Origin of the sequence: Pseudomonas sp. GV105 (genome assembly GCF_003058185.1) — a bacterium.
GTDB classification, from domain to species: Bacteria; Pseudomonadota; Gammaproteobacteria; order Pseudomonadales; family Pseudomonadaceae; genus Aquipseudomonas; species Aquipseudomonas veronii.
The window spans coordinates 94,169-115,216 of record NZ_QBUF01000003.1 but is presented as its reverse complement, the minus strand read 5'-3'; the positions used below and the strand labels follow the sequence as shown (position 1 = coordinate 115,216).

The 21,048-nt window shown below is 61.1% G+C and carries 16 protein-coding genes; 3 read left to right on the top strand and 13 right to left on the bottom strand.

Annotated elements, in window-relative coordinates; genetic code table 11:
• Positions 1-21 precede the first annotated feature (21 nt).
• Positions 22-2,022 carry a PAS domain-containing sensor histidine kinase gene (locus C8K66_RS06725; protein WP_241561604.1) on the bottom strand — a complete coding sequence of 667 codons (2,001 nt, stop codon included), beginning with the start codon at positions 2,020-2,022 and terminating at the stop codon, positions 22-24.
• Positions 2,023-2,509: 487 nt separating this feature from the next.
• Here C8K66_RS06725 and C8K66_RS06720 point away from each other — a divergent pair, with 487 nt between their 5' ends.
• Positions 2,510-3,292 carry a hypothetical protein gene (locus C8K66_RS06720; RefSeq protein WP_108524481.1) on the top strand — a complete coding sequence of 261 codons (783 nt, stop codon included), beginning with the start codon at positions 2,510-2,512 and terminating at the stop codon, positions 3,290-3,292.
• A gap of 241 nt (positions 3,293-3,533) precedes the next feature.
• Positions 3,534-4,592 (top strand): quinolinate synthase NadA, encoded by a 1,059-nt coding sequence (nadA, locus tag C8K66_RS06715; RefSeq protein WP_017847137.1) that lies wholly within the window; start codon positions 3,534-3,536, stop codon positions 4,590-4,592.
• 63 nt (positions 4,593-4,655) lie between these two features.
• Here nadA and C8K66_RS06710 read toward each other — a convergent pair whose 3' ends face one another.
• The 12 genes from C8K66_RS06710 to arcD (C8K66_RS06650) form a co-directional block, all read right to left on the bottom strand.
• Positions 4,656-5,144, bottom strand: coding sequence for an RDD family protein (locus C8K66_RS06710; protein ID WP_017847138.1), 489 nt, complete (start codon positions 5,142-5,144; stop codon positions 4,656-4,658).
• A 105-nt stretch (positions 5,145-5,249) separates the two neighbouring features.
• Complete coding sequence (locus C8K66_RS06705) at positions 5,250-5,465, bottom strand: cold-shock protein (RefSeq protein ID WP_017847139.1); 216 nt, start codon at positions 5,463-5,465, stop codon at positions 5,250-5,252.
• Positions 5,466-5,854: 389 nt separating this feature from the next.
• Positions 5,855-6,979 carry a glycine cleavage system aminomethyltransferase GcvT gene (gene gcvT / locus C8K66_RS06700; RefSeq protein ID WP_046490083.1) on the bottom strand — a complete coding sequence of 375 codons (1,125 nt, stop codon included), beginning with the start codon at positions 6,977-6,979 and terminating at the stop codon, positions 5,855-5,857.
• A 39-nt stretch (positions 6,980-7,018) separates the two neighbouring features.
• A complete protein-coding gene (locus C8K66_RS06695) occupies positions 7,019-8,395 on the bottom strand; it encodes an L-serine ammonia-lyase (RefSeq protein WP_017847141.1) in 1,377 nt (458 codons plus the stop codon).
• Between the two features lie 165 nt (positions 8,396-8,560).
• Positions 8,561-11,401 carry an aminomethyl-transferring glycine dehydrogenase gene (gcvP, locus tag C8K66_RS06690; RefSeq protein ID WP_108524480.1) on the bottom strand — a complete coding sequence of 947 codons (2,841 nt, stop codon included), beginning with the start codon at positions 11,399-11,401 and terminating at the stop codon, positions 8,561-8,563.
• 10 nt (positions 11,402-11,411) lie between these two features.
• Positions 11,412-11,795 (bottom strand): glycine cleavage system protein GcvH, encoded by a 384-nt coding sequence (gene gcvH, locus C8K66_RS06685; protein ID WP_046490087.1) that lies wholly within the window; start codon positions 11,793-11,795, stop codon positions 11,412-11,414.
• A gap of 413 nt (positions 11,796-12,208) precedes the next feature.
• Positions 12,209-13,717, bottom strand: a complete 1,509-nt coding sequence (locus C8K66_RS06675; RefSeq protein ID WP_017847144.1) for a sigma-54-dependent transcriptional regulator — start codon at positions 13,715-13,717, stop codon at positions 12,209-12,211.
• A 119-nt stretch (positions 13,718-13,836) separates the two neighbouring features.
• On the bottom strand, positions 13,837-14,199 hold the full coding sequence (locus C8K66_RS06670; protein ID WP_046382264.1) for a DUF5064 family protein: 363 nt from the start codon (positions 14,197-14,199) through the stop codon (positions 13,837-13,839).
• Positions 14,200-14,217: 18 nt separating this feature from the next.
• The gene (gene arcC / locus C8K66_RS06665; RefSeq protein ID WP_017847146.1) at positions 14,218-15,147 is read right to left on the bottom strand and encodes a carbamate kinase; all 930 of its coding nucleotides are present in this window, start codon (positions 15,145-15,147) and stop codon (positions 14,218-14,220) included.
• A gap of 185 nt (positions 15,148-15,332) precedes the next feature.
• Complete coding sequence (locus tag C8K66_RS06660; RefSeq protein ID WP_017847147.1) at positions 15,333-16,343, bottom strand: ornithine carbamoyltransferase; 1,011 nt, start codon at positions 16,341-16,343, stop codon at positions 15,333-15,335.
• Between the two features lie 69 nt (positions 16,344-16,412).
• Complete coding sequence (gene arcA / locus C8K66_RS06655; protein WP_017847148.1) at positions 16,413-17,669, bottom strand: arginine deiminase; 1,257 nt, start codon at positions 17,667-17,669, stop codon at positions 16,413-16,415.
• Between the two features lie 24 nt (positions 17,670-17,693).
• On the bottom strand, positions 17,694-19,121 hold the full coding sequence (gene arcD / locus C8K66_RS06650) for an arginine-ornithine antiporter (protein ID WP_026140052.1): 1,428 nt from the start codon (positions 19,119-19,121) through the stop codon (positions 17,694-17,696).
• 440 nt (positions 19,122-19,561) lie between these two features.
• On the opposite strand from arcD (C8K66_RS06650), the gene arcD (C8K66_RS06645) reads away from it, so the two are divergent.
• Positions 19,562-20,989 (top strand): arginine-ornithine antiporter, encoded by a 1,428-nt coding sequence (arcD, locus tag C8K66_RS06645; protein WP_046382266.1) that lies wholly within the window; start codon positions 19,562-19,564, stop codon positions 20,987-20,989.
• Positions 20,990-21,048: the final 59 nt, after the last annotated feature.

Genomic DNA, 21,048 nt, shown 5'->3' with positions numbered 1-21,048 from the left:
TGATCCTAAAGTCGCGTCGACCTACTCCACCCCCATCAAGCCGCCCAGACGGCCCTTGACGACCTTTTGCAGGAGCAAGGCCAGCGTCTCGGTGGCATAGGGTTTCTGCAGCAGTACAAAACGCTTGGCTTCTTCTTGGGCAATGCGCGCGTATTCGTCGTTGTAGCCGGTGGTGAGCACCACCGGCAGCCATGGATAGAGCGTTTCGATCGCGTCGAGCAGTTCCAGGCCGCTCATGCCGGGCATGGAGATGTCGGAGAACACCACCTGGAAACTTTCCGGGTTGGGGGCCAGGGCTTCCAGTGCGCTCTTGGCGTCCGGCACCCACAACACGTGAAAGCCCATCTGTTCCAGGGTCTGCGAGGTGTAGAGGCCAACGTCAGCATTGTCCTCGACCATCAGCACGCACAAGTTCGAGATGATCGGTACGCGATGGTTGTCCTGGGCGGTCGGGATCGTGCTGGCCTCGACCTTGGGCAGGTACAACGTAAACTGGCTGCCTTTGCCGCGTTCGCTCTGCACCAGAATCTCCCCGCCCGACTGTTTGGCAAAACCGAACACTTGCGACAAGCCCAGCCCGGTGCCTTGGCCGATGCCTTTGGTGGTGTAGAAGGGTTCGAAGATGGCGTCGAGTTTTTCCGGCGCAATGCCTGATCCGGTGTCGCTCAATGCGATGGTCACGTAGTCGGCGACCCGCCCCGGGTGGGCGCGCACCGACGGCAGCCAGGCGGCTGTCGTGACCTGGATGGTCAAGTGGCCATTGCCGGCCATGGCATCCCGCGCATTAACCACCATGTTCACCAGTGCGGTATCGAACTGGCTTTCATCGGCGTTTATAAAGCAGGGCTCATCCGGCACTTCGATGGTGACCTTGATCCGCGAGCCAGTCAGGCTGTCCATCATCTCGCCCACCCGCAACACGCTGTCGCCGACATTGAATACTTCCGGGCGCAGGGCCTGGCGGCGGGCGAAGGTCAGCAGTTGCGCGGTCAGGCGGGCGGCGCGGTCGACGGTGCTGGCGATGGCATCGATGTATTTGATGCGCCGCACTTCGCTCAGGGATGGGGTCTTGAGCAGGTCGGCGCAGGATTTGATTACCGTCAGCAGGTTATTGAAGTCGTGTGCGACGCCGCCGGTGAGTTGGCCAATGGTTTCCAGTTTCTGGGATTGGCGCAAGGCATCTTCCGACAGGCGCAGGGCGTCCTTGGCTTCTTCTTCGGCCTGGATATCCCGGCCCACCGCATGGATGTAATCGCTGTCGGGTACGGCGGTCCAGGCGATCATGCGATAGCTGCCATCCTGGTGGCGGTAACGGTTCTTGAAGTTGGGGAAGTTCTTGCCGTCTCCCAGGCGGCTGACTGCCGATGCGGAGTCGGCCAAGTCGTCCGGGTGAACCAGGGCCAGCAACTGGCTGCCCACCAAGTCGTGTTCGGCGTGGCCGAGCATGCGAGTCCAGGCTGGGTTGACGGCGGAGATCACGCCGTCGAGTTGGGCCACCAGCATCAGGTCCGGGGACAGGCGCCAGATGCGGTCGCGGTCGCGGGTGCGTTCCACCACCCGCTGTTCCAGGGACTCGTTGAGCTTGCGCAGTGCTTCTTCGGCTTCACGCAGGGCCGTGATGTCGCGGGATACGCAGAGGATCTGTTCCGGCCGGCCGTTACTGCCCAGGATCGGGCTCACCTGTACATGCCACCACTTCAGGTTACCGGCCAGGGTCTGGGCCGGGCCGATAAAGCTGGCGCTTTCGCCGTTTCTGGCGGCCTGTACGGCGGCCTTGGCGTCTAGGTTGCCTTGATCCTGCCAGAAATCGGGCCAGGAGCAGCCACGGATGGTGTTGAAGTCACTGACCTCCATGATGTTTTGGCCGCCTTCGCTCATGAACGTGAGGCGGGCATCGAGATCGAGTACTTGGATGCAATCGTTGATGCTGGCCAGTACGCGCTCGGTGAACGCTTCGTTTTGGCTCAGGCCGGAGGTGGCCAGTTCGCTGACCTCAGAGCCCATCCCGACGGTGCTATTCATTTGAGTTTGGCCGAGCGGGTTAAATGGCCTTCATCATGTCATTAAGATACCTCCCCCCACCAGCGACTTCCTTGCGCACTGCACTGCTTTTGCTGTGGGAAGGCATTGGATAATGCCGGCACGTTCTGTACATATTCCTACGAGCGATCGCGCGGTATGTGTGGCGTTGACTTACAGCTCCTGAGTCTGCGCGATGCGGCAAAGAGGCGGTTTTTTTGACGTGGCTCTTTGCCACTTATTTCGGCTTTAATGCTGTCAATACGCGGCGTATCTTGGCTAGATTGGAGGCTAAGCTTTCAAGACATGGACTGTCATGACTACGCTAACTCCGATCATCGCTAGCAATCCCCTCATTGTTCGCGCTGTAGCCACACCGCTCGCCATTTCGGCGAACACTGTCGATGTCTTGCCGGTGCGACCTGCGTCGGTGGTCAGCCTCGGTAATCCGGCTGCCGATGTCGTTGATATCTACTCCCGAGACGGGCAGATGCCGGGTCGGGAAAGTGTGCGGGCCTGGGAAAATAGCAGCCAGGACGCAGTCAGCAAGATCATCAACACCCGCTTTAACTCGACCTCCACGGCCAGTCGCTACAGCGGCTTGGGGGCAGCATTGGTGGCGCAGTTCGCCAAAGGCGGCGGCGCGGACATTTCACAGTCGGTGCTCAACACCACGGCCGACCGGGCCGGGAGCGATAAAGGCTTGCTGACCGGTCTGGCGGACTTCAAGGCTTCCCTCAAGCAGGCCGTAGACAGCTCCAACCCGATGCGCCCTTCAGAGGTCGACAGCTTTTCTTACAATGTGTCGCAAAAAAACCAGGTTAATGGCCGCAGCAGCGCGGATCGCAGTGTCACCCAGAACCAGCAATCGGTGCTTTCGGCGAGCTTCCACAAAGGCCTTGATGGTGGGAAACCGCCGGTGTTTGATGGCAGTCGCGAATCGCAGAATTACCTGTATGTGCACGTACAGGACAGGGTCAGCAGCACCGCGAGCTTTGCCTATACAGACAGCCAATTGACCCGTGCTTCCGTCACACAGTCGGCTTCCCAGAATACCCACACGCAGAAGTATGTGATGGCCAACCTGGTAGAAGACACCGTGGTGCCGAAGGAAGGCTCATCCAAGCGTGACTACTTGGCGCTGCTCGAACACGCGGGCAGGGAAAGCAAAAAATCCAAGGATGCGCTGGAGCAGTCGACGTTGAAGGATGCATTGGCGAAGATGCATGACTCAGTCCTGTTGCAGGATGATCCGGATGTGCTGATGCGCTGAGGTTCATCGTGGTCAACGCGCGAAGCCCCAGTGATGCGCCTTCGCGTTTTTTTTTGCCCGACAGATGCGTCGCGCCGTGCCAGATTAGGCTTTTGAATCCATTCGATATTCTGTAGCCTTGCGCAGCTTCACCTTAACCCGTGCTTGATGACATCATCACTTCGTCCGGCGGCGCCTGAAGGGCTCCAGAGCCGGTGGTACACTCGACTTTCGCGCAACGGCGCCTGCAGGTCTTGCGAACATGACGCAAATTTCCGAACGCCTTCTGGTTCAAGCCCACCTCGACGCCAAGCAGCCCAAGGCCCTCAGTGCCGAGGAAGAGGCTAGCCTGCGTACCGCCATCGCCGCCGAGCTCAAAGCTCAGGACGCGGTGCTGGTCGCCCACTTCTATTGCGACCCGGTGATTCAGGCCCTGGCCGAAGAAACCGGCGGCTGTGTCTCCGACTCCCTTGAAATGGCACGCTTCGGCGCTGCTCACCCGGCCAAGACCGTACTGGTCGCCGGTGTGCGTTTCATGGGCGAGACGGCCAAAATCCTTACCCCCGAAAAACGCATCCTGATGCCGACCCTGGAAGCCACGTGCTCCCTCGACCTGGGCTGTCCGGTGGAGGAGTTTTCCGCGTTCTGCGATCAACACCCCGAACGCACGGTGGTGGTGTATGCCAACACCTCGGCGGCGGTCAAGGCGCGGGCGGACTGGGTGGTGACTTCCAGTTGCGCGCTGGAAATCGTCGAAAGCCTGATGGACAACGGCGAGACCATTATCTGGGGGCCGGACAAGCACCTGGGTACTTACATTCAGCGCCAGACCGGTGCCGACATGCTGCTGTGGGACGGTGCGTGCATCGTCCACGAAGAGTTCAAGTCCAAGCAATTGGAAGACATGAAGGCGCTGTACCCGGACGCGGCGATCCTGGTCCACCCGGAATCCCCGACCTCGGTGATCGAACTGGCGGATGCAGTGGGCTCCACCAGCCAACTGATTGCCGCCGCTCAGCGTTTACCGAACAAAACGTTCATTGTCGCCACCGACCGCGGCATTTTCTACAAGATGCAGCAGCTGTGCCCGGACAAGGTCTTCGTCGAAGCGCCTACCGCCGGCAACGGCGCGGCGTGCCGCAGTTGCGCGCACTGCCCGTGGATGGCGATGAATACGCTGGAGCGCACGCTGCAGTGCCTGCGTGAGGGCAGCAACGAGATCTTCGTCGAGCCTTCGGTGATCCCGCAGGCGGTGCGCCCGCTCAAGCGCATGTTGGACTTCACTCAGGCTGCGCGCCTGAAGCTGGCCGGCAACGCCTGACCCGGTCGAACATGTGGGAGGGGGCTTGCCCCCTCCCACATTTTGATCCGCACCAGCAGGGCGTTATTTTTTCCGCTTCGGAACCTGCACCAACTGCGTGTCAGAATAAATGTCGTGCCAGCTGCGTTTCTGCTTGTCGAACAATGACCAGATAAACCCCAGCCCCACGCACAACCACGATGCAATCGACACCACAAAGCGCAACAGCGCCTGCCACAGGCTGATCCGCGAGCCGTCGGCGTTCTGTACGCGCACGCCCCACACCTGCATGCCCAGGGTCTGCCCGGAATGGGTCCAGAACTTGGCGAAGAAGCCAAACAGCACGAAGAACAGAATCGTCGACAGCAGCGGGTCGCCGTCCAGCGCGCCGGATTCGGTGAGGGTACGCATTTTGGCTTCGCCCACGAACGCGATCCACACCAGCTTGTAGAGAAAGGCCGTGACAATCAGTAGCGCCGTGCAGAGGAGGAAGTCATAGAACATCGCTGCCAGACGACGGCCCAGGCCAACGGCGGGGAAGTCGCCTTGGGGGCTCAGCAGGGGTTTGGACATGGCCGGCTCTCTGAAGAAAAAAAGCATTTTACGGCGCAATGCCCTTACCGCGCCCATAAAAAAGCCCCTGATGTCACCATCAGGGGCTTTTTGTCGCAGGAGGGATCAGCCTTCGGCGATCACTTCGTCAGCCTGCATGCCTTTCTGGCCTTGCACGGCGACGAAAGACACTTTCTGGCCTTCTTTCAGGCTCTTGAAGCCGTTGCCCTGAATAGCGCGGAAATGCACGAACAGATCCGGACCGCTTTCTGGAGTGATAAAACCAAACCCTTTCTCGTCGTTAAACCACTTGACGGTACCGCTCTGACGTTTATCCGACATTTTCTTATTTCCTTGACGCTAAAAATGAATGACAGCCCCTTTCGCATGAAAGAGTACTGGGCTGGGTTGCAGGAAAGTAAGAGACGTCGAACGGGTTGTAGCAAACTTTGGCTACTGCCCAGGTCCAGGTTCCAAGCGACCCATGCAAACACAGTGAGCAAACTCTACGTCAACTAATGGAGAAAAAACAAGCCCTGCGCAAAGCCCAGCTTTTGCTCGGCTTTGTGGCACTTGGGGGAACAATGGGCGGACGACTTATTCGATAGAAATGGTCACTTGTTATAGGTTGACCCCTATAACAATGACTATCGTCAATGCACTGTTTTATGGCGGTTGCGTTACAGATTAGTGCGCGTTAACGCAACCGCGTTACTTATAGAAACAATCAATCAGCCGCGGTAGTACCGTTGCGGCACAAATGGCATTTTACTTACACGAAGTGGCACCTTTTTCCCACGCACCAGTGCAGAAACTTCGGTATCCAACGCAGTGAACGCGCTGTCCAGGTAGGCCATCGCCAACGGGCCGCCGAGGCTCGGGCCAAAGCCGCCGCTGCAGACGCTGCCGACCACGGTGCCGTGTTCGTCGACGATTTCCGCACCTTCACGCACGGGGGTGCGCTCCTGAGGCAGCAGGCCGACACGTTTGCGGCTCACACCGGCTTGCTGCTGGGTAAAGATCCGGTCGGCGCCGGGAAAGCCACCGGCACGAGCGCCGTCGGCGCGACGGGCCTTGGAGATCGCCCAGAGCAGGCTGGCTTCGATCGGGGTGGTGTCGGTGTTCATGTCGTGGCCATACAGGCACAGGCCGGCTTCCAGGCGCAGTGAGTCGCGGGCGCCCAGGCCGATGGCCTGGACTTCGGTCTCGGCCAGCAGGCTGCGGGCCAGGCTTTCGGCGTGGGCGGCGGGCACCGAGATTTCAAAGCCGTCTTCACCGGTGTAGCCGGAGCGGCTGACGTAGCAGTCCACGCCCAGCAGGCGCAGGGACGTGAATTGCATGAAGGTCATCTTGGTCACTTCAGGGGCCAGGCGTGCCAGCACTTTTACCGCTGCCGGGCCTTGCAGGGCGAGCAGGGCGCGTTCTTCGAACAGCGGCTCGATGCTGCACTGGTCGCCAATCCTGGCACGCAGGTGCGCCAGGTCCTGGTCCTTGCAGGCCGCGTTGACCACCAGGAACAGCTCGTCGTTCCCCAGGTTGGCCACCATCAGGTCGTCGAGAATACCGCCCTGCTCGTTGGTGAACATGGCATAGCGCTGCATGCCTACGGGCAGGTCGATGATATCCACCGGCACCAGGGTTTCCAGGGCCTTGGCGGCATTGGCGCCGGTCAGGCGGATCTGGCCCATGTGAGACACGTCGAACAGCCCGGCCTGATCACGGGTGTGCAGGTGTTCTTTCATCACGCCCAATGGGTATTGCACCGGCATGTCGTAGCCGGCGAAGGGCACCATGCGCGCGCCGAGTTCGATGTGCAGCGCGTGCAACGGGGTTTTCAACAGGGTTTCGGTGGACATATTCAGCTCCTGAAAAACGTGCGGACGCGCTTCTAAGCGTCAGCACTCGATAATGTTGACCGCCAAACCGCCACGGGCGGTTTCCTTGTATTTGCTTTTCATGTCGGCGCCGGTCTGGCGCATGGTGCGGATGACCTTGTCGAGGGACACAAAATGCTGCCCATCGCCGCGCAAGGCCATACGCACTGCGTTGATGGCTTTGACCGAGCCCATGGCATTGCGCTCGATGCAGGGCACTTGCACCAGGCCGCCGATCGGGTCGCACGTCAGGCCGAGGTTGTGTTCCATGCCGATCTCTGCGGCGTTTTCGACCTGGGACACGCTGCCGCCCAACACTTCGCACAGCGCTCCGGCGGCCATCGAGCAGGCCACGCCGACTTCACCCTGGCAGCCAACCTCGGCACCGGAGATCGACGCGTTTTCCTTGTACAGAATCCCGATCGCGGCGGCGGTGAGCAGAAAGCGCACTACGCCGTCTTCACTCGCGCCGGGGATAAAGCGCATGTAGTAATGCAGCACCGCCGGCACAATCCCGGCCGCACCGTTGGTAGGCGCGGTGACCACGCGCCCGCCGTTGGCGTTTTCTTCGTTGACCGCCAACGCGTACAGGTTGACCCAATCGAGTACCGACAACGGGTCGCGCAGGGCCGACTCCGGGTTCTTGCACAGCTGGCGATGCAGGGCGGCGGCACGACGCTTGACCTTCAAGCCTCCCGGCAAGATCCCTTCATTGCGACAGCCAGCGTCCACACAGTCCTGCATCACCTGCCAGATCTTCAGCAGGCCGTTGCGGGTTTCGGCTTCGGGGCGCCAGGCACTTTCATTGGTCAGCATCACCTGGCTGATGGACAGCCCGTAGGTGGCGCAATGACCGAGCAAGTCCTTGGCGCTCTTGAACGGGAAGGTCAGCGGCGTGGCGTCTTCGACGATCCGGTCGGCGCCGGCAGCGTCTTCATCTACCACAAAGCCACCGCCCACCGAGTAGTACTCGCGGCTGCGGATCTGGATGCCGGCGGCGTCGAAGGCACGGAAGATCATGCCGTTGGGGTGATAGGCGAGGGGTTTGCGAATCATCGCCAGGTGTTCTTTCTCGTTGAACACAATGCTGTGTTCGCCGAGCAGGTTCAAACGGCCGGCGCTGCGCATCTGTGCCAGGCGCGTGGCGACGGTTTCTGTGTTCACGGTGTCCGGGTGTTCGCCTTCCAGGCCGAGCAACACGGCCTTGTCGCTGCCGTGGCCTTTGCCGGTGGCGCCGAGTGAGCCGTAGAGTTCCACCTTGACACAGGTGGTGGCGCTCAGCAGGTCGTCACGGCGCAAGCCCTCGACAAAGCGCGCGGCGGCGCGCATCGGGCCGACGGTGTGGGAGCTGGAGGGGCCGATGCCAATCTTGAACAGGTCGAACACGCTTAACGACATGAGTTGTTCTCCAGGTTCTTATTATTCTTGAGGTCATACGCGGTCAAGTGTGGGAGGGGCGGTGCGACGATTCGACTTGCCCCCGATGAGGGGGTGTCAGTCACCAGATCTATCAACTGACACTCTGCCATCGGGAGCAAGCCCCCTCCCACATTCTTGACCAGGTTATGCGTAGCTCTCGATCGAAGGGCAGGCGCACACGAGGTTGCGATCGCCGAACACGTTGTCGACCCGGCCGACCGGCGGCCAGTACTTGCCGTCGATCAACGACGCCAGCGGGTACACCGCTTGTTCACGGCTGTAAGGGTGGCTCCATTCGCCCACCAGTTCCGCCGCGGTGTGCGGGGCGTTTTTCAGCGGGTTGTCGTCCTTGTCCAAGGTGCCGTTTTCCACCGCGCGGATTTCTTCGCGGATGGCGATCATCGCGTCGCAGAAGCGGTCCAGTTCTTCCCTGGATTCGCTTTCGGTCGGCTCGATCATCAAGGTGCCGGCCACCGGGAACGACATGGTCGGCGCGTGGAAGCCGAAGTCGATCAGGCGCTTGGCCACGTCATCCACGCTGATGCCGCTGCTGTCTTTCAACGGGCGCAAGTCCAGGATGCATTCATGCGCCACCAGGCCGTTGCTGCCGGTGTAGAGCACTGGGTAGTGCTCTTCCAGGCGACGGGAAATGTAGTTGGCATTCAGGATCGCCAGTTGCGAAGCGCGCTTGAGGCCCGCGCCGCCCATCATGCTGATGTACATCCAGGTGATCGGCAGGATGCTCGCGCTGCCGAACGGCGCCGCGCACACCGCGCCTTCCTTGCGTGCCATGGCCGCGTGGCCGGGCAGGAATGGGGCCAGGTGGGATTTGACGCCGATCGGGCCAACGCCTGGGCCGCCGCCGCCGTGGGGGATGCAGAAGGTCTTGTGCAGGTTCAGGTGAGAGACGTCGCCGCCGAACTTGCCCGGCGCGCACAGGCCGACCATGGCGTTCATGTTGGCGCCGTCGATGTATACCTGGCCGCCGTTGTCGTGAATGATCCCGCAGATTTCGCGGATACCTTCTTCGAACACGCCGTGGGTCGACGGGTAGGTGATCATCAGCGCGGCGAGGTGGTCGCGGTGCTCGATGGCTTTGGCGCGCAGGTCTTCGATGTCGACGTTGCCGCGCGCGTCGCAAGCGGTCACCACCACGCGCATGCCGGCCATGTGGGCGGTGGCGGGGTTGGTGCCGTGGGCCGACGACGGGATCAGGCAGATATCGCGGTGCTGATCGCCACGGCTCTGGTGATAGGCGCGAATCGCCAACAAGCCCGCGTATTCGCCCTGGGAACCGGCGTTCGGTTGCAGCGAGATGGCGTCGTAGCCGGTGGCCGCGCAGAGCATGGCTTCCAGGTCGGAGGTCAATTGCAGGTAGCCGGCGCTTTGTTCGGCCGGGGCGAATGGGTGCAGGGCACCGAATTCGGCCCAGGTCACCGGGATCATTTCGCTGGCGGCGTTGAGCTTCATGGTGCAGGAGCCCAGCGGGATCATGGTGCGGTCCAGCGCCAGGTCCTTGTCGGCCAGCTTGCGCAGGTAGCGCATCAGCTCGGTTTCCGAGTGATAACGGTTGAACACCGGGTGGGTCAGGATCGGCGACTGACGCAGCAGCGCGGCCGGCAGGCTGCCTTCGACCTTGGCGGCGAAGTCCGGCAGGGCTTTACCGTCGGCAAACAGTGCCCACAAGGTTTCGATATCGGCCTGGGTGGTGGTTTCGTCGACCGACAGGCCGAGACGTTCGGCGTCGACCACACGCAGGTTGATGCGCTGGGCGCGGGCCTGGTCGTGCAGGGCGGCGGTGCGGGTGCCGGTGTTGAGGGTCAGCGTGTCGAAGAAGTGTTCTTGCTCGACTTTCAGGCCCAGGGCGCGCAGGCCGTTGGCCAGGATCGCGGTCAACTGGTGAATGCGCTGGGCGATCTGGGTCAGGCCTTTGGGGCCGTGGTACACGGCGTACATGCTGGCGATGTTGGCGAGCAGGACCTGGGCGGTGCAGATGTTGCTGGTGGCTTTCTCGCGGCGGATATGTTGCTCGCGGGTCTGCATGGCCAGGCGCAAGGCCGGCTTGCCGAAGCGGTCGACCGAAACACCGACCAGGCGGCCCGGCATGTCGCGCTTGAACGCATCCCTGGTGGAGAAGTACGCCGCGTGCGGGCCGCCGAAGCCCAGCGGGACGCCGAAGCGTTGCGCGCTGCCGATGGCCACATCGGCGCCGAACTCACCCGGTGGGGTCAGCACGGTCAGGGCCAGCAGGTCGGCGGCCACGGCCACCAGGGCGTTGGCGGCGTGGAAGCGTTCGGTCAGCTCGCGATAGTCGAACACGTCGCCGTTGCTGGCCGGGTATTGCAGCAGGGCACCGAAGAACGGGCTGACATCACTCAGTTCGCGTTCATCGCCCACCACGACGTCGATGCCCAGCGGCTCGGCACGGGTGCGCAGCACGTCGAGGGTCTGCGGGTGGCTGTGGATCGAGGCGAAGAAGGCAGTGCTGGCCTTGTTCTTGCTCAGGCGCTTGCAGAAGGTCATGGCTTCGGCGGCGGCGGTGGCTTCGTCGAGCAGCGAAGCGTTGGCGATCGGCAGGCCGGTGAGGTCGCTGATCAGGGTCTGGAAATTCAGCAGCGCTTCCAGGCGGCCCTGGGAAATTTCCGGTTGGTACGGGGTGTAGGCGGTGTACCAGGCCGGGTTTTCGAGGAGGTTGCGCAGGATCGGCGACGGCGTGTGGCAGTTGTAGTAGCCCTGGCCGATGTAGGTCTTGAACAGTTGGTTCTGGCTGGCGATGGCTTTGATCCTGGCCAGGGCCTCGGCTTCGCTCAAGCCATCTTCCAGGCCGAGCACGCTGGTGCCCTTGATGCTTTCCGGGATCACACTGGCGCTGAGGGCTTCCAGGGAGTCGAAGCCCAGGCTGGCGAGCATCTGCTGCTCATCTTCCTGGCGCGGCCCGATGTGGCGGGCGATGAATTCGTTGGCGGTGCTCAAGTTGATCGTCATGGCGCGCTCCTCAGGCTTCGGCGGTGGCTTTGATCAGGCGGTCATACGCATCCTGATCCAACAGCGTAGTCACTGCGTCGGCATCGGCGGGTTTAAAGCGGAAGAACCAGCCTTCGCCCATCGGGTCTTCGTTGACCAGTTCCGGGCGGCCCTCCAGCTCGGCGTTCACTTCGAGCACTTCACCGTCCAGGGGCATGTACACGCCGCTGGCGGCTTTGACTGACTCGACGGTGGACGCCTCGGCGCCTTTTTCGTAAGCCTGCAACTCCGGCAGTTGCACGAAAACCACATCACCCAGCGCATTTTGCGCGAATGCGGTGATACCCACGGTGACGCTGCCGTCAGCTTCGGCGCGCAGCCATTCGTGATCTTCAGTGAAACGCAACTCGCTCATGGAAACTCCTCGGGGCCAGATTCGTCTGGTGGACGGGATTGGAATAATGGGGAGTTGCTTAGCAATATCGCGGCCAATGTCATTAAGTGTTTATAAATCAATGACTTGATAAAAATGACGAATGCGTTGCCGGCTGAGGTTGTAGCGATTTCGCTACACTTCGGCGCTGGAAAAAAAGCCTATGTGGATCAAAGCCTTGCATGGCGCGCAAAAAGCAGGGTTGTAGCGATATCGTTACGCTGTAGCGCTTTCAGTACAGTTGATGTCGTTCTCAGACCCAATTGGGAATGCGAGCCCTGTAGGCGCGAGCTTGCTCGCGAAGATCGTCAACGATGATGTGGGAGGCCTGGATGAACGCGGCGCCCTTGGGTTTTTCGCGAGCAAGCTCGCTCCTACAGTGGACAGCGCCCTGCTCAGGGTTTGTTGGGGATGCCGTATTTGCGCAGGCGATGGGCGATAGCGGTGTGGGAGGTTTGCAGGCGGCTCGCCAACTGGCGGGTCGAGGGGTAGCTGGCGTAGAGCTTCTCCAGCAGGCTGCGTTCGAAGTCTTCCACGGCCTGTTCCAGGCTGGTGATTTCGCTGTCGCTCTGACGTGCGACCGAGGTGCCGGCGATGTCCAGGTCGCCGATGTCCACCAGGCTGCTTTCACAGATGGCGGCGGCGCGGAAGATCACGTTCTGTAACTGCCGCACGTTGCCCGGCCAGCGGTTGCCGAGCAAGGCCGGGTAAGTGCCGGGGGCCAGGCGGCAGACCGGGCGCTGGATCTGCGCGCAGGCTTGCTGCATGAAGTAGCGCGCCAGCAGCAGGATGTCCTGGCCGCGCTCGCGCAGGGGCGGCACTTCGACATTGAGGACGTTGAGGCGGTAGAACAGGTCTTCGCGAAAGGTGCCCTCGGCGACCATCTTCTCCAGGTCGCGGTGGGTGGCGCTGAGGATACGCACGTTCACCTTCACTTCGCGGTCGCCGCCTACCCGGCGAAAGCTGCCGTCGTTGAGAAAGCGCAGCAGCTTGGCCTGCAGGTACGGCGACATTTCGCCGATCTCATCGAGGAACACCGTGCCCTGGTTGGCCAGTTCCATCAGCCCCGGCTTACCGCCGCGCTGGGCCCCGGTAAAGGCGCCGGGGGCGTAGCCGAACAGTTCGCTTTCGGCGAGGTTTTCCGGCAGCGCCGCGCAGTTCAGCGCCAGGAACGGCGCACTGCAGCGTGCGCTGATGGCGTGGCAGGCCCGCGCCACCAGCTCTTTGCCGGTGCCGGTCTCGCCCTGGATCAACAGCGGCGCATCGAGTACCGCGACACGCTGCGCGCGCGCCTTGAGGGTGCGGATCGCCGGCGACTCGCCGAGCAGCGCATCGAAACCTTCGGCATGGTCGTGGTGCAGCGCCGACAATTGTTCGCCGATGCGGTTGGGCTGGTAGAGGCTGAGCAGGGCACCGGCATCGGTGATCGGCGTCGCCTCCAGCAGCAGGGTCTGGCCGTTGACGCTGATCTCGCGCAGAGGCAAGCGAAAGCCTTGCTCCAGCAAGGTGTCGAGCAAGGCCGGATCGTTGAACAGTTCGCTGATGCTTTCGCCGGCCGGTTCGCGACCGTACAAGGCGATCAACGCCGGGTTGGCCAGCAGGATCTTGCCCGCGCTGTCCAGGGCCAGCACCGGGTCGGTCATGGCCGCCAGCAGGGCGTCGAGTTGCAGGTGGCGGCGTTGGCCGGGGAGGATGTCCACCACGGTCACTGCCTGCACGCCGTTGACGCTGAACAGCGCGTCCCGCAGCTCTTCGAGGACTTCGGCGCTCAGGGTCGGCGCGTCGATGTAGACGTTGGGCGGCACCATCTCGACCGCGTCCAGGTTGAGATTGCGCCCACCGAGCAAGGCCAGGACTTCCTGGGTAATGCCGACGCGGTCGATGAAGCTGACGTGGATACGCATGGGGCGGCTGACAATTCTGGGGAGCGAGAGGCGGCAAGTATGCCAGACAGGGGGGGAGATCAAAAATGGGGGAGGGGCGGTGCGACGATTCGACTTGCCCCTCCCACATTTGGACCGAGTTATGCGAGGTGTTCGGGTTTGACGGGGTCGCCGGGCTTCACATTCAACTGATGCCGCACATCTTCGAACATCGAGTCGTACTGCTTGTGCATCTCGCCATTGAGTGTCGCGATCTTCGGCATCCCGTACTTCTGCGCGATATTCATCGCGTGCCGGGCAAAGTCGAAGGCCTGGTCCTTGGGCAGGAAGAATTCTTCCTTGAGGTCCTTGCCCTGCACCGACCCATGCAGCGTGAACAGCATCCCCTGGCCTTCCTTGGGATGCTGGCTGATTTCATAGTCGATGCACAGGTTGTAGCTGTAGTCGTCTTTGTTCAGCGCGTGGCGTTCGATGTGCAAGTGCCCGGGTTCAAAGGTAGCCATAGGCATTTCTCCTCAACTTCACAGATAACGGATGCCAGGGGTCGCTGTGCTGACACGGGTGCCGGCGGTGCCCTGGACGATGGCTTCGATGTCCGAGAGTGAACCGATCACCGCGGTTTTGCCAGTCTGGCGGGCGAACTCGCAGGCCGCTTGGACCTTGGGCCCCATGGAACCGGCGGCGAAACCGAGTTTTTCCATGTCGTCCGGGTGGGCCTGGCTGATAGCCTTCTGGGTGGGTTTGCCGTAGTCGATAAACGCCGCGTTGACGTCGGTGGCGATCACCAGCAAATCGGCTTCCAGTTGCGAAGCCAGCAGCGATGAGCACAGGTCTTTGTCGATGACCGCTTCAATGCCGCGCAGTTTGCCGTCTTCGCCATACATCGTCGGGATACCGCCACCGCCGGCGCAGATCACGATGCTGCCTTTCTCCAGCAGCCATTGGATCGGGCGAATTTCAAAGATGCGTTTCGGCCGCGGGCTGGCCACCACGCGGCGGTATTTATCGCCATCCGGGGCAATGGTCCAGCCTTTCTCCGCGGCGAGTTTCTCGGCTTCGGCCTGGGAGTACACCGGGCCGATCGGTTTGCTGGGTTTTTTGAAGGCCGGGTCGTTGGCGTCCACTTCGACCTGGGTGAGCAGGGTGGCAAACGGGACTTCGAAGTCCAGCAGGTTGCCCAGTTCCTGTTCGATGATGTAACCGATCATGCCTTCGGTTTCGGCACCGAGCACGTCCAGCGGGTACGGCGAGACGCTGGTGTAGGCCGCTGCCTGCAACGACAGCAGGCCGACTTGCGGGCCGTTACCATGGGCGATCACCAGTTCGTTGCCGGAATGGATTTTGGCGATCTGTTCGGTAGCGATTCGGATATTGGCGCGTTGGTTGTCCGCTGTCATGGGTTCACCACGGCGGAGCAGGGCGTTACCGCCCAGTGCAACGACGATACGCATAATGCAATCCTTCTAGAGTTCAGCGTGTGAACACAGGACTAAGTGTGGGAGGGAGCGTGCTCCCGATGGCGGGCTAACATTCAATACTTGTGTCGACTGATACACCGCTATCGGGGGCAAGTCGAATCGTCGCACCGCCCCTCCCACATTTTGACCGTGTTCCTACAGTAGGCGTTGTGTCGAAATCAGATATCCGCCAACGCCGACACCAGGATCGCCTTGATGGTATGCATGCGGTTTTCCGCCTGTTCAAAGGCAATGTTGGCCGGGGATTCAAACACCTCTTCGGTCACTTCCACGCCATTGGCCAGGTTCGGATAACGCGTGGCGATGTCCTTGCCGACCTTGGTTTCGCTGTTATGGAACGCCGGCAGGCAGTGCATGAACTTCACCCGGGGGTTGCCCGAGGCTTTCATCATCTTGGCGTTGACCTGGTACGGCAGCAGTTGCTCGATACGCTCGTCCCACGCTTCCACCGGCTCACCCATGGACACCCAGATATCGGTGTGGATGAAGTCCACGCCCTTCACCGCTTCAAGAGGGTCTTCGGTGATGGTGATGCGCGCGCCGCTTTCTTCGGCAAAGGCCTGGCACTGTTTGATGAAGTCTTCGTGGGGCCACAGGGCTTTCGGCGCGCCGATACGCACGTCCATGCCCAGCTTGGCGCCGATCATCAGCAGCGAGTTGCCCATGTTGTAGCGTGCGTCGCCCAGGTAGGCGTAGCTGATGTCATGCAGCGGCTTGTCGCTGTGTTCGCGCATGGTCAGGGTGTCGGCGATCATTTGGGTCGGGTGGAATTCGGCGGTCAGGCCGTTGAACACCGGCACACCGGCGAACTTGGCCAGTTCTTCGACGATTTCCTGCTCGAAGCCACGGTATTCAATGGCATCGAACATCCGACCGAGGACGCGGGCGGTGTCTTTCATGCTTTCTTTGTGGCCGATCTGCGACGACACCGGGTCGATGTAGGTGACGTGGGCACCCTGGTCGTGGGCCGCGACTTCGAAGGCGCAGCGGGTGCGGGTCGAGGTTTTTTCGAAGATCAGCGCGATGTTCTTGCCCTTGAGGTGCGCGCGCTCGGTGCCGGTGTATTTGGCGCGTTTGAGGTCGCGGGACAGGTCCAGCAGGTAGTGCAGCTCGCGATTGGTGTGGTGCATCAGCGACAGCAGGCTGCGGTTGCGCATGTTGAAAGCCATGGTGGATCTCCTTGTGTTCAGGTTATCCCCTTGGCCGACGCCTTGTGGGCGGCGGCCAAGGCCTGGAAATTAATAGTCGATAGGGTCGCGGATGATCGGGCAGGTCATGCAGTGGCCGCCGCCACGGCCACGGCCGAGTTCACCGGCACTGATGGTGATGACTTCCACGCCGGACTTGCGCAGCAGGGTGTTGGTGTAGGTGTTGCGGTCGTAGCCGATCACCACGCCAGGCTCCAGGGCCACGACGTTGTTGCCGTCGTCCCACTGCTCGCGCTCGGCGGCGAAGCTGTTGCCGCCGGTTTCGACCACGCGCAGGGTTTTGAGCTTGAGGGCGGTGGCGACCACGTCGAGGAAGCTTGCGTCTTCACGGCGCACATCGATGCCACCGGGCTTGCTGTCGTCCGGGCGCAGGCTGAAGGCGACGATCTGGCTGACCACTTCGGGGAAGATGGTGACCAGGTCGCGGTCGCAGAAGCTGAACACGGTATCCAAGTGCATCGCCGCGCGGGATTTCGGCAGGCCGGCGACGATGACGCGCTCGACGGCTTTGTGCTTGAACAGGTTCAGCGCCAGTTGGCCGATGGCCTGGCGCGACGAACGCTCGCCCATGCCGATCAACACTACGCCGTTGCCGAGCGGCATGACGTCACCGCCCTCGAGGGTGGCGTTGCCATGATCCTGGTCCGGGTCGCCGTACCAGATCTGGAAGTCGGCGTTGGTGAACTCGGGGTGGAATTTGTAGATCGCGCTGGCCAGCAGGGTTTCCTGGCGTCGCGCCGGCCAGTACATCGGGTTCAGCGTCACGCCGCCAAAGATCCAGCAGGTGGTGTCGCGGGTGAACTGGGTGTTCGGCAGCGGCGGCAGGATGAAGCTGGAGTGGCCGAGGAAATCGCGGAACATCTCGATGGTCTTGCCACCGAAGCTGTCCGGCAGGTCATCGGCCGACACGCCGCCGATCAGGAACTCGGCGATTTTGCGCGGCTCCAGGCTGCGCAGCCACGAGCCGACTTCGTTGATCAGGCCGAGGCCGACCTGGTTGGCGGTGATCTTGCGTTCCAGAATCCAGTCCAGGGCTTCGGGGATGGCGACGATATCGGTCAACAGGTTGTGCATTTCCAGCACATCGATGTCCCGTTCGCGCATCTTGGTGACAAAGTCGAAATGGTCGCGCTTGGCCTGGGCCACCCACAGCACATCATCGAACAGCAGTTCATCGCAGTTGTTGGGGGTCAGCCGCTGGTGGGCCAAACCTGGGGAGCACACCATGACTTTACGCAGTTTGCCGGCTTCGGAATGTACGCCGTACTTCACTTTTTCCGTGGTCATTACAGATCCTCCAGTGAGCAACAATTACATAGTCAGGAAGCCGGCGTAGAGGCCATAGGCAGCCACCAGGGCGCCAACGACCACCGCAGCGAAAATCAGCTTCTCGACGTTGGTGAAAATCGGTTTGCCCAGTTCATGCTTGGCCTTGGCGAACAGGATCGCGCCAGGGGCATAGAGCAGGGCGGAGAGCAGCAGGTATTTGGTACCGCCGGCATAGAGCAGCCAGACCGCATAGATCAGCGCGATCGCGCCGATGATCAGGTCCTTTCTGCGCTCGGCCGGGGCGTTTTCGTAGGTCTCGCCACGTACCGCCAGCAGCAGCGCATAAGCTGCCGACCACAGGTAAGGCACCAGGATCATCGAGGTGGCGAGGTAGATCAGCGACAGGTACGTGCTGGCGGAAAACAGGGTAATCACCAGGAACACCTGGACCAGTGCGTTGGTCAGCCACAGGGCATTGGCCGGCACGTGGTTGGCGTTCTCGCGGCGCAGGAACTCCGGCATGGTGTGGTCCTTGGCGGCGGCGAACATGATCTCCGCACACAGCAGCACCCACGACAGCAGCGCGCCGAGCAGCGAGATGACCAGGCCGACGCTGATCAACACGGCGCCCCAGTGGCCCACGACGTGCTCCAGCACGGCCGCCATCGACGGGTTCTGCAGCTTGGCCAGTTCCGGTTGGGTCATGATGCCCAGGGACAGCACGTTGACCAGCATCAGGAACAGCAGCACGGTGATAAAGCCGATCACGGTGGCCTTGCCCACGTCGCTGCGTTTTTCGGCCCGCGCCGAGAAGATGCTTGCGCCTTCGATGCCGATGAACACCCACACGGTGACCAGCATCATGTTGCGCACTTGGTTCATCACGCTGCCCAGGTCCGGGTTTTTCAGGCCCCAGATGTCAGCGGTGAAGATGTCCAGCTTGAACGCGAATACGGCGATCAGCACGAACAGCACCAGCGGCACGACCTTGGCGACGGTGGTCACCAGGTTGATGAACGCCGCTTCCTTGATCCCGCGCAATACCAGGAAATGCACGGCCCATAGCAGCACCGAAGCGCCAATCACCGCGGCCGGGGTGTTGCCCTCGCCAAAGATCGGGAAGAAGTAGCCGAGGGTGCTGAACAAGAGCACGAAGTAGCCGACGTTGCCCAGCCAGGCGCTGATCCAGTAACCCCAGGCGGACGAGAAGCCCATGTAGTCGCCGAAGCCGGCCTTGGCGTAGGCATATACGCCGCCGTCGAGATCGGGTTTGCGGTTAGCCAGGGTCTGGAACACAAACGCCAGGGTCAACATGCCTACAGCCGTAATCACCCAGCCAATCAGGACGGCGCCGACATCGGCGCTGGCCGCCATGTTTTGCGGCAGAGAGAAGATCCCGCCGCCAATCATTGAACCCACGACAAGTGCAACCAGTGCGCCAAGTCGAAGTTTTCCGGCAGATTCAGACATTGTATGACTCCAATGCAGGAGAAGAGAGACCACAGAATAATTCCGTGCGCTAATCAAACAGCTGACTTAGATCACATCATTGGCACATTCCATTGTGAATTAATGACTTAGAGTGAAAATGCCGTGCGCGCGATAGTGCCGCCAAGACGCTCGTCATAGAGCCTCTATGCGCTTTTTTATTGTTAAGGTTTCCTGATTGCCGGGACGTTTCAAGCTAGTCCCTTTTGGTGAATGTGCAAACTTTTTCCGGGCCGGCTTGGCAAGACGCTCAAAACCTTAAAGTTCAATACTTATTTAATTTATAAATTTGACTAAACTCTATTTTTTGACATGCCTTTGGGTTATTAGAGCCTGCGTTTTATTCGCGATATCTGATAAACGCTAACGCGCCTGCGTAAATTAGTTGAGTACACGGTGGTTCTTTTAATTCTGGAGAATTCATGTCGCAATCGTCTGAAAAGCTTCGACTCAGCGCCTTGATCGCCCTGGTGGTGGGCTCCATGATCGGCGGCGGGATTTTTTCCCTGCCACAAAACATGGCCGCGCGCGCGGAAGTCGGCGCGGTATTGATCGGCTGGGCGATCACCGCCGTGGGCATGCTGACCCTGGCATTTGTGTTCCAGACCCTGGCCAACCGCAAACCCGAGCTGGATTCCGGGGTGTATGCCTACGCCAAGGCCGGCTTTGGCGACTACATGGGCTTCTCGTCCGCCTGGGGTTACTGGATCAGTGCGTGGATGGGCAACGTCGGCTACTTCGTGTTGCTGTTCAGCACCCTTGGCTATTTTTTTCCGGTATTCGGTGAGGGCAATACGCCTGTGGCCATCGGCTGCGCCTCGGTGTTGCTGTGGGCCGTGCATTTTCTGGTGATGCGCGGGATCAAGGAGGCGGCGTTCATCAACCAGATCACCACCGTGGCCAAGCTCGTGCCGCTGCTGATGTTCGTGGTCATCGCCGGCGTGGCGTTCAAGGCCGATGTCTTCACCGCCGACATCTGGGGCCTGGGCAAGCCGCATTTCGGCAGTGTGATGAATCAGGTGCGCAACATGATGCTGGTCACGGTGTTCGTGTTCATCGGCATCGAGGGCGCCAGCGTGTACTCGGCGCGGGCGCAGAAACGCTCGGACGTGGGCCGGGCCACGGTGATCGGGTTTCTCGGTGTGCTGGCGTTGCTGGTGCTGGTGAACCTGCTGTCCCTGGGGATCATGAGCCAGGCGGAACTGGCGCAATTGCAGAACCCGTCCCTGGCCGGCGTGCTGGAGCACATCGTCGGTCCCTGGGGCGCGCTGCTGATCAGCATCGGTTTGGCGGTATCGCTGCTGGGTGCGTTGTTGTCATGGGCGCTGCTCTGCGCGGAAATTCTCTACGCCACGGCCCATGACAAGACCATGCCGGCCTTCCTGAAAAAGGAAAACGCCAATCAGGTGCCGGTCAATGCGCTGTGGCTGACCAATGTGATGATCCAGATATTCCTGGTGATCACGCTGTTTTCCGAAAGCACCTACACCACCCTGATTTACCTGGCTTCATCCATGATCCTGGTGCCTTACCTGTGGTCGGCGGCCTACGCGGTGTTGTTGAGCGGGCGCGGGGAAACCTACGAAGGCGCCCAGCGCCAGCGTCTGAAAGATCTGCTGGTGGGCTTGATTGCATTGGGCTACGCGGTGTGGCTGCTGTACGCCGGGGGCCTGAAGTACTTGCTGCTGTCGGCGTTGCTGTATGCGCCGGGCGTGGTGCTGTTTGCCCTGGCCAAGCGCGAGCAGGGCCTGCCGTTGTTTACCCATGTGGAAAAAGGCATTTTCGCCTGTGTGATTGCGGGCGCGGGGTTGGCGGCGTATGGGCTGTATAGCGGAGTGTTGTCGTTATGAGCAGGGTGGCTTGATCGTGTGGGCCTCATCGCGGGCACGCCCGCGATGGCGGTCTCAGG

Coding starts and splice junctions, on each gene's coding strand:
- C8K66_RS06725 (WP_241561604.1), bottom strand. CDS start 2,022: ATGAATAGCACCGTCGGGATGGGCTCTGAGGTCAGCGAACTGGCCACC.
- C8K66_RS06720 (WP_108524481.1), top strand. CDS start 2,510: ATGCCGGGTCGGGAAAGTGTGCGGGCCTGGGAAAATAGCAGCCAGGAC.
- nadA (WP_017847137.1), top strand. CDS start 3,534: ATGACGCAAATTTCCGAACGCCTTCTGGTTCAAGCCCACCTCGACGCC.
- C8K66_RS06710 (WP_017847138.1), bottom strand. CDS start 5,144: ATGTCCAAACCCCTGCTGAGCCCCCAAGGCGACTTCCCCGCCGTTGGC.
- C8K66_RS06705 (WP_017847139.1), bottom strand. CDS start 5,465: ATGTCGGATAAACGTCAGAGCGGTACCGTCAAGTGGTTTAACGACGAG.
- gcvT (WP_046490083.1), bottom strand. CDS start 6,979: ATGTCCACCGAAACCCTGTTGAAAACCCCGTTGCACGCGCTGCACATC.
- C8K66_RS06695 (WP_017847141.1), bottom strand. CDS start 8,395: ATGTCGTTAAGCGTGTTCGACCTGTTCAAGATTGGCATCGGCCCCTCC.
- gcvP (WP_108524480.1), bottom strand. CDS start 11,401: ATGACGATCAACTTGAGCACCGCCAACGAATTCATCGCCCGCCACATC.
- gcvH (WP_046490087.1), bottom strand. CDS start 11,795: ATGAGCGAGTTGCGTTTCACTGAAGATCACGAATGGCTGCGCGCCGAA.
- C8K66_RS06675 (WP_017847144.1), bottom strand. CDS start 13,717: ATGCGTATCCACGTCAGCTTCATCGACCGCGTCGGCATTACCCAGGAA.
- C8K66_RS06670 (WP_046382264.1), bottom strand. CDS start 14,199: ATGGCTACCTTTGAACCCGGGCACTTGCACATCGAACGCCACGCGCTG.
- arcC (WP_017847146.1), bottom strand. CDS start 15,147: ATGCGTATCGTCGTTGCACTGGGCGGTAACGCCCTGCTCCGCCGTGGT.
- C8K66_RS06660 (WP_017847147.1), bottom strand. CDS start 16,343: ATGGCTTTCAACATGCGCAACCGCAGCCTGCTGTCGCTGATGCACCAC.
- arcA (WP_017847148.1), bottom strand. CDS start 17,669: ATGACCACGGAAAAAGTGAAGTACGGCGTACATTCCGAAGCCGGCAAA.
- arcD (WP_026140052.1), bottom strand. CDS start 19,121: ATGTCTGAATCTGCCGGAAAACTTCGACTTGGCGCACTGGTTGCACTT.
- arcD (WP_046382266.1), top strand. CDS start 19,562: ATGTCGCAATCGTCTGAAAAGCTTCGACTCAGCGCCTTGATCGCCCTG.